This window comes from Sporosarcina sp. NCCP-2331, from assembly GCF_023707945.1.
Classification (GTDB): domain Bacteria; phylum Bacillota; class Bacilli; order Bacillales_A; family Planococcaceae; genus Sporosarcina; species Sporosarcina cascadiensis.
Window position 1 is genome coordinate 155,448 of record NZ_BRCD01000004.1, and the last position, 9,587, is coordinate 165,034.

The following is a 9,587-nucleotide window of genomic DNA, read 5'->3' on the forward strand; positions in this document are numbered from 1 at the left end:
CCTACTTTCTATGCTGATTTCACAAACTTCATTACTCAACAGTTTGGTCCAACTGTTCTATATACACAAAAAATCTAACAAACCGACCTATTATGTGTTACCTTATTATATAAAAGGGGGTACATATATGCAGCGCAATGGAATCATTGGAAGAAAATCGCATGTTCAATTCAACACTATTGTTTTATCATGTTTTTTCCTCCTTTTACTTTTAGCCACTATAAACAATACCGGAACAGCTTTAAGTCAATTGGGAACTCTATTCTTGTCAGCGATACTAGGAATCTCTGCACTTTTACTTATATTCCATTATGCTAAAAAGGGAGAATTAAGCAGGTTGCATTTGTCACTAGTCTACATTTCTATTGTTTTCGTATTTATATCTATAGTTGGATTCTTCAACCAATTCACCTTACGTGGCATAGTGACTATTAGCCAATTTGTTTTATTAATTAGTTTTACAATGCTTTTATCAACAATTAACTGGAATACCTTTAAAATAAAAATAATTGGCGTTATATCTTCATTGTTCATCTTATTGCATTTTGTAGTATGGATAACATCGGGGTTCAGCTCTTCTTTTTCAAGTGTTTATTTGAATTCAAATATAATTGGTCCATATATGCTTTTTACATCCTTCTTTGTTATTTTATCCATGTCACTGTCCAAAAGAAAATTCTCACATGCGATTATTATAATTATGAGTTTTCTATTAATCTTGGCAAGTGAGACTAGATCGATTCTATTAGCAATCGCTATCGCCTTATTAACATATGTTTCATGGAAATTCATCTGCAAAACCAAGATAAGATATGTGTCTTTTATTCTTATTGTGTTTCTTTTTCTCGGCGCATTCGTATTCGTATACCCATACCTCCCTTATTGGGATAACTTCCATTCAATTAATGATATGGCGATTCAGTTGACCGGCAAAAGGATTATGTCCGGCAGGGAAGCTATATGGGTTCCTTTAATCGAGATAATAAACAACCATCCTTTTATAGGTCACGGGCCGGGAGTTACCACCGAGCATGTTATGAGTTTGGATTTTTCTAGCCACAATTTATATCTTCAAGTTGCGTTACAAAATGGCTATATTGGTTTAGCATTGCTACTCCTCTTGTTTTTCATTATATGGATTTCCTTTTGGAAAGTGCGTAAAGACAACACTATTAAACTAGTTTCATCATTTTTTATAGCAATACTTATACACCAATTATTTGAAGTATCATTTACTCAAAATCAATTAACTGTAGGAATGTTGCAGTGGCTCATTATCTCCGTTGGTTTTAGTGTGCTATTAGCAAAAAAGCGATCGGATATAAAAATTTAATTCTGCGGCAGACGGCGTATACCTATCATTCTTAATTAGACGTTGTTTGCCGATTCTCCTATTGACCCCTCTAAAAAAGATACCTTTTCCCACTTAGATTTAATTACATTTCCCACAACTACAATTTCACTACCCTTTCTAACTCTTACGCCATAGGAATTAAGTGCTTCAATATTGTTTCCCATTACTGAAATTCCGGAAATTTTGACATAACCTGCGTTATTAAAATCAATTCCATCTTGAGAAAGATTCTTTAGTATATTTCCTATTATTTGGATGTTATTTATTTCTCCCTGTATATAAATACCTACCTTGCCGTTAATGATTTGGTTGTAAGCGATAACTAAGTCTGCCACTTTGTTAGTGACACTGATTGCACCATACCACGGCGGTATAGTTGATGTAGTAGTTATCTTATTTCCTAATACTGTTATATTCTTAATTAAGGACAAAGAAGAATCTACCCTGATAGGCGTATAAAAAGAGCCAGCCAGATCATTGCCCTCTATTCTTGTATTGCCTGCTAGAGCCTGTATGCCGCAGTTTTGAGAGTCTTTATAATCTGTCTGAACACCCGAAAAATCATTTAATATTTTATTGTTCACAATCACAACTCCTGGCGTCATTACTTTGACTGCCCTTCTACGACAATTAAAGAATCGGTTCTCTTCTATAAATACCCGGCAATTTTCATTCCAACCTTGTACAGATACGCCATCAGCATCCTCAGACAACAAGCTGCTTATATTGTTGTATTTAATAAAGATGTTTTCGCAAACTGATTGATTATCAAGAGGAGACACTAAAATGCCTCGGGCGGTTCCCGGGCCATCTCCAATAACCGAATTATTTGTTGCCTCTATGTCGTAAATATAATTATTAGTTATGTGGACATTTTTAATATTTCCCTCCAATCTCACTCCGCAAGCAGGATCGTTATAATCATTTTGATTGCAATTAAATATCTCACAATCCTCAATGAATATATTTTCACATCCTCCGACAATTCTCAGACCTCTAAGAGCCAAGTCGTTTCCGTCAATCTGTAGCCCTTTAATAGTAACCCCACTTGAAGCTATCGTAACAAAGGAAAACAATTTTTGATTCGCTTTAAGTGTAGCGTTGTGCATTGCTCTTATAGTTATGTTGTTTTTGTTGATTAATAGATTACCTATCTCGTATAAACCCGCATTTAAAAACACCTCACCGCCGCTTTCGGGTAGCTTGTTTATAGCTTCTTGCAACTCTTGAGAGTCATTGACTACTACTGAAACTTTACTTAAATTTGTAGCAGTATCCGCCAACTGTTGAGTAACATCGTTCAACCTGCCGTCAAACTGAACTGCATCCACGCTTTCTAGTTCTGTAATTCTCGTGCCAGCTAAATCAGCTTTTTCTTGCGCAAAGTTAGCTTTTTCATCCGCATTTTCTGCCGCAGCTTGAGCGATTAACGCCTTATCATTTGCGTTAGTAGCCGATTGATCGGCATTTAGTGTAGCGGTTTCCGCATCAGTTATTGCTGTTACAGTGGAGCTGGCTGCCGTTTCTGCGCTGGTAATAGCTACGGCAATATCGGCATCAAGGATATTTAACTCGTCAATCCTCGATTGTGCTAAGTTCGCCTTTATATTAGCCTTTAATGCAGCGTCGTTTGCGTTTGTGGTAGCCGTTACTGCATCGTTAGTGGCGCTAATCGCGCCAGCCGTGGCCACTTCCGAGTCGGCAATCACTAACCTGACATCAGCAGCCGCTGCGCTCGCGTCACTTGCTGATGTATTAGCGACTTGCGTGGCGTCAGTTACAGCGACTTTTAAACCATCCAGATTAGATGCTTCGAGGTTGGCATTATCTGCCGCATTATTGGCAGCAATCGCCTTTTCATCTGCGTAGTCACCTTTTAGTGAAGCATAATCACCTTGTTCTTTTGCATAGTCACCCTGTGTGTTTGCGTAATCCGCTTTTTCATTTGCGCTAGCGGCCGCAAGTTTAGCTGTAGATGTTGCTGCACTAGCCGCACTTTTAGCATCTTCAATTGATTGGATAATAGCTTCAACCGATGTGCCTGCTAAAAAGTCATCACGTTCTTTCGATTCTTTTTCTATCCGTTTCAAATCTGCTAGTAATGCCGTTTTATTTTCAGCGGAAATGTAATCAGAGTTACGTATATCAGCGTCTATTTTTTCAAAGTTCCAATTCAGATCATTGCGATATTCACGGCTAAGATCTGTACCGATCGTTCTATATTTCCCCACATTATCGCTCCTTTCTTAGTAATAATAAAACCTGTGGTCAAAACTAATTAAAAAAGAACCACTAGTACCCGTCAGAGTAAAGTCGTTCCAACCTGGTGCAATACTTATTAATTTCTTGTTTGTATCTTTAAAAATACTAGCGCTATTCTTTAATGAGTGAACGCCGTCTAATACAATCTGGTCACTTGCCCCACTGCTTCCGGAATACATCCACACATCGCCTGTGGTATTGTTCTTAATTTGCAGATTGCTGGACGCTCCGCGGTAAATAATCTTCAACGGAAATTGACGCGGATCGATCTTTACATCACCGGCGTTAAAGACGCGGAAGGTTGCCGTCTGATGAGTGTACTTTGGTTCTTCTAAAATTAAACCTTGTCCAACTTGCCATTTTTCAGCAGTAAACGTTAGTTCATCCAGTGTGGTTCCGGCTGATTCGGCCAGTCCGCTCATCGCGACTAAAGGAACACTGAAAGTCTGCATCGTATGATTCAGTCGATCCATCTCATAAGCGTCTGAAAAGTGCACACGCCATCGTTTGTGCGGCAGTTTAGATTCTGAAATATAAAACTCTCCGCCGCTTATTTGCCTGTGGATGACATCACGTAATAACAGACTGTCTGTATAATCTTTTGCTTTCATGTAAAAATCAGCGGTCAAGTGACGGGGCTGCAATGTTTTATCTATTACAATTTCCCCACCGCGACCGTCAATCTTTTCAACTTCCACATCATATGAAGGGGATGGAATAGTAAGCTTTAATCCGCTGTATCCATTTAGTTCTAACTGATTTCCGTTTATATCATATAAATTAATCAAGCTCACAAACTCCCTCCTCTCATATACATGGCAGCTGACGTTTTATCGTAATTCATGCCGTCCACAGTATCATAGACGCCTTGACCGACTAGCTGACCATCAAGATACACGTCTGTGTTTTTCTGCAGCAGCTGCATGAGTAGTTTATTTTGTTCTAGTAAAATGCTGACCATTTCTTCAAACACGCCACCATTACCGCTCATACCAGAAGGGCGAACATTGTTGCCTCCGCCGCCTGTAATAGATTTAGCGGCCAGTGCCAATAACTTCATGGCATCTGGACGGCGTTTAGGATCAGTAGGAATAACAAACTCGCCGTGACCTTCTTCAGCCAAGTTATACATTCCTGATTTCCCGATATAGCCACCTGAAGCAAATCCTTGTGGGTCAATATTCACGCCATTCTTAAACACTTCATAGTGCAAATGGGGACCTGTACTCCATCCAGTCGATCCAACTAATCCGACCGTTTGACCTTTGCCGACAGATTGACCTACTCTGACAGAGTTACGAGAGTTATGCTGATAGATTCGTTCCATGATTCCGGATTTAATTCGGACGTAATTGCCGCGACCTTCCATGTAACCGGAATTAACAACTGTTCCTGCTACTTGGTTAGGTATTGGCGTACCGGATGGAGCGCCCCAATCATCGCCCCTGTGGAAGGTTTTGACGCCTGTGATTGGATGGATGCGCCAACCATAGCGAGAGTTCAGACGGAAGGGAGGGCCGAAACCATCGCCTTTTAATTCTTCGGCTTTTTTAAACATATTCTTTAAATATTCGGCAGCCTTACCTTTAACAAATCCAAAGGCGCCTTTTGCTATATTAGCCATGCCTCCGGCTAGACCTGTGATACTGCCCAATCCCATCGCATCGATTAACTTGCTTGGATTGGTTGCGTAATCCCAGACATTAGACAGGACGCTTTTCAGACCTACCGCTTTTTCTTTCATCCAGTCCATAACGCCGGCACCTTTGGCGAAGTGCGGAATATCACCTTTCAAATACTGCTCTGTAATCTTGTTAGGAATAACCCGCGTACCTTTTGGAGCGTTTACTAATGTATCTGTATCTGGACTAATAAAAGATTGACCGTTAGGCAACTCTACAATTTCACGGCCAAATTTATCACCGACTACCATCAGGCCGCCTTTGTGGGAATCAGTTCCATATGCAAATTTAGGGACATTCCATTTCGGAATGTTACCACCTACTCCAAGCGTCTTGGTGATCGAGTTCAATCCGCCGATTAACCCATTGACAATAGCGCCGAATTTATCAGCCATCTTCTGACCGACATTTTTAATTCCGTCCACTGCCAAGCCGGCCATGCTGACAATGCCGTCTTTCATTTTTCCGGGCATCGCCTTGGCGCCTGCAACTATTTCGGTGAAAATAGAGAGTGCGCGTTCTTTCATTTTGGTTGCCGTATTAACTACAAGGTTTTTGGTTGTTTCAAAACCATTGGTTACGCCCGTTTTCATTTCAGCGGTTTTCTGGACTACGTTACTTTTCATATCGTTGTATTTAGATTTTACGGATGCGCCCATAGAAGTCGCTTTTTCAACGACATTATCTTTCATGCTAGACCACCCAAGTTTCGTCTGCGCCCAGCCTTCGCTAGAATCTTTCTTAATGCCCGTCCACATATCAGAGCCGGCCTTCTTAGCATCCGTTCCTAATTTCTTGGCTGTGTCGACTACGCTAGTCTTCATGACTTCCCACTTGGATTTAATTTCTCCGGTTTCCCAGTTGACTTCTTTGACGTGTTCTTTTGCTTGTTTCTGGGCCTCTGTCACAACGTCTTTGTGCTTGTTTTGGGCGTGCTTGACAGATTCATCTCGCTGCTTTTTCGCTTCATTAATAATGTCCTGGGCCTCTTTAGCGGAAATACTTCCTGTTTCATCACGCTCTTTTGTAGCAAAAGCAACAACATCATTAAACTTTTTGTCAGCATCTTTAATAACTTCATCGCGTGCCTTTGCGGATTCTTTCACAACTGCAGCAGCTTGTTTTGCAGATAGTTCAGACGCGGTTGCTTTCATTCTTTCCAGGATGACTTTCTGTTCGCGTTCATTTTCTGTTAAATAAACGACTGCAGTTTCATTCATTTTCTGCTGAATGGCATTAATCTGCTGTTGTTCGCTTTCTGTCAGCTGGCGTTTTTGGTCTGCGGCATTCTGTAAAATTTGTTGAATGCGTTCTTCTGCGTGCCGCTGCTCAACTTCCTTGTTTTGGTTCTGCAGTTTTTGCTTGTTTAAAATTTCTTGTTCACGCTCATCAGACAGAGCGGAAGAGTTCAGGAAAAATGATTCCATTTCTTTGATTTGCTCGCCGTGCTCTTTCTTCATGTTGTCCGTAATCTGCTTATTCATTTCTTTGAATTTACCAGACAAGCTGTTAGCCATTTCTTGCGTAATCGTCTTGCTGTTGATAGATAAGTCGGCTAGTTCCGCGCTGGCGCCGTCAGATAATTCGAAGAAACTACCAAGCGCCTCTTTTGTGGATTCAGAAACTTCTTTACCGAATCGATCAATTTCCGGAATGGCATCTTTCTTCAGATGTCCAACTAATGCGGTTACCCCTATTCCTACGCCGGTGAGAGCGGCAATCGTTAATCCAATCGGTCCTGTAAGAACTGTGAAAATAGATGCTAAACCGCCAATTAGCGGAGTGGCAGCTGCAACGCCGGTTCCCATAATTCCAATTGCAGAAGAGACGGAACCTATAAATCCAATAACAGATCCGAGTGCAACCGTCATCGTTCCCAATCCAACTAATACAGGTCCGATTGCTGCGGCAATTCCACCAACTACCAGAGCCGATTTTTTAGCGGCTGGAGATAAATCATTTAGCCATCCGACAAATCCTTTTATTCCCGCAGCAACTTTTACGAGCGATGGTTCCATCTCTTCGTATAAAGATATAGCGAAACCTTCAAGGCCTGATTTAATCTCTCGAATGGTTCCACCAAGCTTGCCTTCCATAATATCAGCCATTTCCTTGGCTGCGCCCGTAGATCCAGCTACCGCTTTAGTCAGTTTATTATAATCGGTTTCAGATGCGTTGATTACAGCGAGCGCGCCGGACATGGCTTCTTTCCCAAATAACATAGCTGCATATGACGCTTGTTGTTCTTCTGTCAATCCGCCGAAACCTACACGTAAATCCGACATTATTTCATCAAGTTGCTTCATGTTTCCTGACGAATCGGTTAATGATATATTCAGTTCGTTCATGATTGCAGTCATTCTTTTGTTAGGCGTTACTAGATTGGTCAGCATAGAACGTAATGCTGTACCACCCTTATCCGCTTTAATACCGGCGTTAGCCATTAGTCCGAGAGCGACTGCTGTGTCTTCCACAGAGTAACCTAATGCCCCGGCAACCGGAGCTGCATACTCGAACGACTTACCGAGCATCCCTACGTTTGTATTCGCGTTAGCTGAAGCGGCAGCCAGGACATCGGCAAATCTTCCGGAATCCTTTGCTGACAATCCGAATGCCGTCAGTCCATCTGTTACAATATCACTCACTATTCCTAAATCTTCACCCGATGCAGCGGCTAAATCCATTACACCTTCCAGACCATCCAACATGTCTGTGGTCTTCCAACCGGCCATAGCCATATAGTTCAGGGCTTCCGCACTTTGACTGGCACTAAATTTGGTTTTTGCGCCCATCTCTTTAGCTTTTTCACGTAAGTTGTCGAGATCTTTTCCTGTGGCGCCAGATACCGCTTGAACCTTTGCCATTGAGTCGCCAAAATCTATGCCTGTCTTAGCGGCCACCGCACCAAATCCGACAAGCGGAGCTGTAACATACATGGACATGGATTTACCGACATCTTTCATGCCAGCGCCTACAGATTGCATCTTACTGCCGACGCTCTCCATCTTTTCGCCAAACTTTGTGAAACCTGATTCGGCTACTCTTTGTGCTTCAGCAAACTCTTTCATTTCCTGTGTGACGCCATCCACATGACGTTCTAGGTTATTCAAAGCAGCAGCCTGATTATTGTATTGAGTGGCAGCTTTCTCGGCTTCCTTGCTACCCTCGCCATGCTCTCTAACCATCTTTTCATAATTCTTTTGCGCGGCTGCGGTGACAGCTTTCTGAACTTCGATTTTCTTGTTCAATCCGTCGAGCTGCGTCTGATACTTACTAAGACTTTTCTCGCCTCGATCGAAAGCAGACATGTTCGCCTTCATTTCAGAGTTGACCATTGTGAGCTTTGATTTTAAATCTTTCAAACCTGTATCAACCTTAATAGTATCGAGCGACAAGCCTATGGAGAGACCGTCAATTCGTTCTGCCATGGGTTACCTCCTTCCCTCAATAGTAAAAAATCCTCAACCACCGAATGCGGCAATTAAGGATTGTTGTTGTTTTGGTTTATTCTTTTCTTCAAGAATTTGGAGGACGAAATGGAACGGCATAGCAAGTACTTCGTTAATGTCCTTACCTTGCTCCATCATGTTTAGGATGAGCTTATCCATATATTCTTTTTGTTTGGCGTAAGAAAAATCCTCATCCGTTAGTTTTTCTTCGCCAGGAAGTTTTTTGTTTCATCGCTTTGATAACCATTAGTCGAGAAGATTAATTGTTCTTGAAGAATATCAATAGCTTCCGGACCATGTAACCCATTAACAAGTTCTTCGGTTGTGAACTGTCCTTTATAGAGAGTATCAGCTGTGAAGATTGCCATTTTCTCCATCTTTTCACGTTCGGTTAGGCCGCCGTTTTCTACAGCATCAGCAACGTCTAACCCCTCATACATTACGCTCATCGGCAAAAACGGAGGAGTGAGAAAAGTCTTCGTAATAATTTCGCCTTCTTTTACTTCAGTCACCAGATTGATTCTACTTCTCTTTAAATTAGCCATGATATTTTCCTCCTAATATTAAAAAAAGAACAGGGAGTTACTCCTGCTCTCTCGTTTCCTCAATCAGCTTTTTGCCGAGTTTATTTTTTGTGGATGACAGTTCTTCGATACGATCTTTTTTAATTTTCTTGTTAGCAGGCTGCGGGAAGGAATTGCCTTTACGGTAGATTTTCCCTTTATCCTCTAAGTCTTTGAAATCATGCAAGACTTCATATTTTGGCATTCAAATCATCCTCCTGTTTTTTATGCTCCATCTGGTTCTGTAACTGGCGCACCTGGATGCGCTACACCGAAT

General features: G+C 41.5%; 7 protein-coding genes. 1 reads left to right on the plus strand and 6 read right to left on the minus strand.

The features are described 5' to 3' along the window. Positions 1–127 precede the first annotated feature (127 nt). Complete coding sequence (locus NCCP2331_RS04070; protein ID WP_251668696.1) at positions 128–1,333, plus strand: O-antigen ligase family protein; 1,206 nt, start codon at positions 128–130, stop codon at positions 1,331–1,333. Between the two features lie 35 nt (positions 1,334–1,368). Here NCCP2331_RS04070 and NCCP2331_RS04075 read toward each other — a convergent pair whose 3' ends face one another. Genes NCCP2331_RS04075 through NCCP2331_RS04095 form a run of 6 tightly spaced genes read right to left on the minus strand, consistent with a single transcriptional unit; the run spans position 1,369 to position 9,515 of the window. Then, on the minus strand, positions 1,369–3,585 hold the full coding sequence (locus NCCP2331_RS04075; RefSeq protein WP_251668698.1) for a hypothetical protein: 2,217 nt from the start codon (positions 3,583–3,585) through the stop codon (positions 1,369–1,371). A 15-nt stretch (positions 3,586–3,600) separates the two neighbouring features. Next, positions 3,601–4,410 carry a phage tail family protein gene (locus NCCP2331_RS04080; RefSeq protein ID WP_251668700.1) on the minus strand — a complete coding sequence of 270 codons (810 nt, stop codon included), beginning with the start codon at positions 4,408–4,410 and terminating at the stop codon, positions 3,601–3,603. After that, on the minus strand, positions 4,407–8,726 hold the full coding sequence (locus NCCP2331_RS04085) for a phage tail tape measure protein (protein ID WP_251668702.1): 4,320 nt from the start codon (positions 8,724–8,726) through the stop codon (positions 4,407–4,409). Before NCCP2331_RS04085 ends, NCCP2331_RS04080 begins: the two co-directional genes overlap by 4 nt. A gap of 33 nt (positions 8,727–8,759) precedes the next feature. Beyond that, the gene (gene gpGT / locus NCCP2331_RS18465) at positions 8,760–8,906 is read right to left on the minus strand and encodes a phage tail assembly chaperone GT (RefSeq protein ID WP_376776795.1); all 147 of its coding nucleotides are present in this window, start codon (positions 8,904–8,906) and stop codon (positions 8,760–8,762) included. A gap of 38 nt (positions 8,907–8,944) precedes the next feature. Then, a complete protein-coding gene (gene gpG / locus NCCP2331_RS04090) occupies positions 8,945–9,292 on the minus strand; it encodes a phage tail assembly chaperone G (RefSeq protein WP_251668704.1) in 348 nt (115 codons plus the stop codon). A gap of 37 nt (positions 9,293–9,329) precedes the next feature. After that, a complete protein-coding gene (locus NCCP2331_RS04095; RefSeq protein ID WP_251668706.1) occupies positions 9,330–9,515 on the minus strand; it encodes a hypothetical protein in 186 nt (61 codons plus the stop codon). Positions 9,516–9,587: the final 72 nt, after the last annotated feature.

Excerpts from the sequence above, each read along its gene's own strand:
- NCCP2331_RS04085 (WP_251668702.1), bottom strand. The coding sequence starts at position 8,726 with ATGGCAGAACGAATTGACGGTCTCTCCATAGGCTTGTCGCTCGATACT.
- gpGT (WP_376776795.1), bottom strand. The coding sequence starts at position 8,906 with ATGGATAAGCTCATCCTAAACATGATGGAGCAAGGTAAGGACATTAAC.
- NCCP2331_RS04070 (WP_251668696.1), top strand. The coding sequence starts at position 128 with ATGCAGCGCAATGGAATCATTGGAAGAAAATCGCATGTTCAATTCAAC.
- gpG (WP_251668704.1), bottom strand. The coding sequence starts at position 9,292 with ATGGCTAATTTAAAGAGAAGTAGAATCAATCTGGTGACTGAAGTAAAA.
- NCCP2331_RS04095 (WP_251668706.1), bottom strand. The coding sequence starts at position 9,515 with ATGCCAAAATATGAAGTCTTGCATGATTTCAAAGACTTAGAGGATAAA.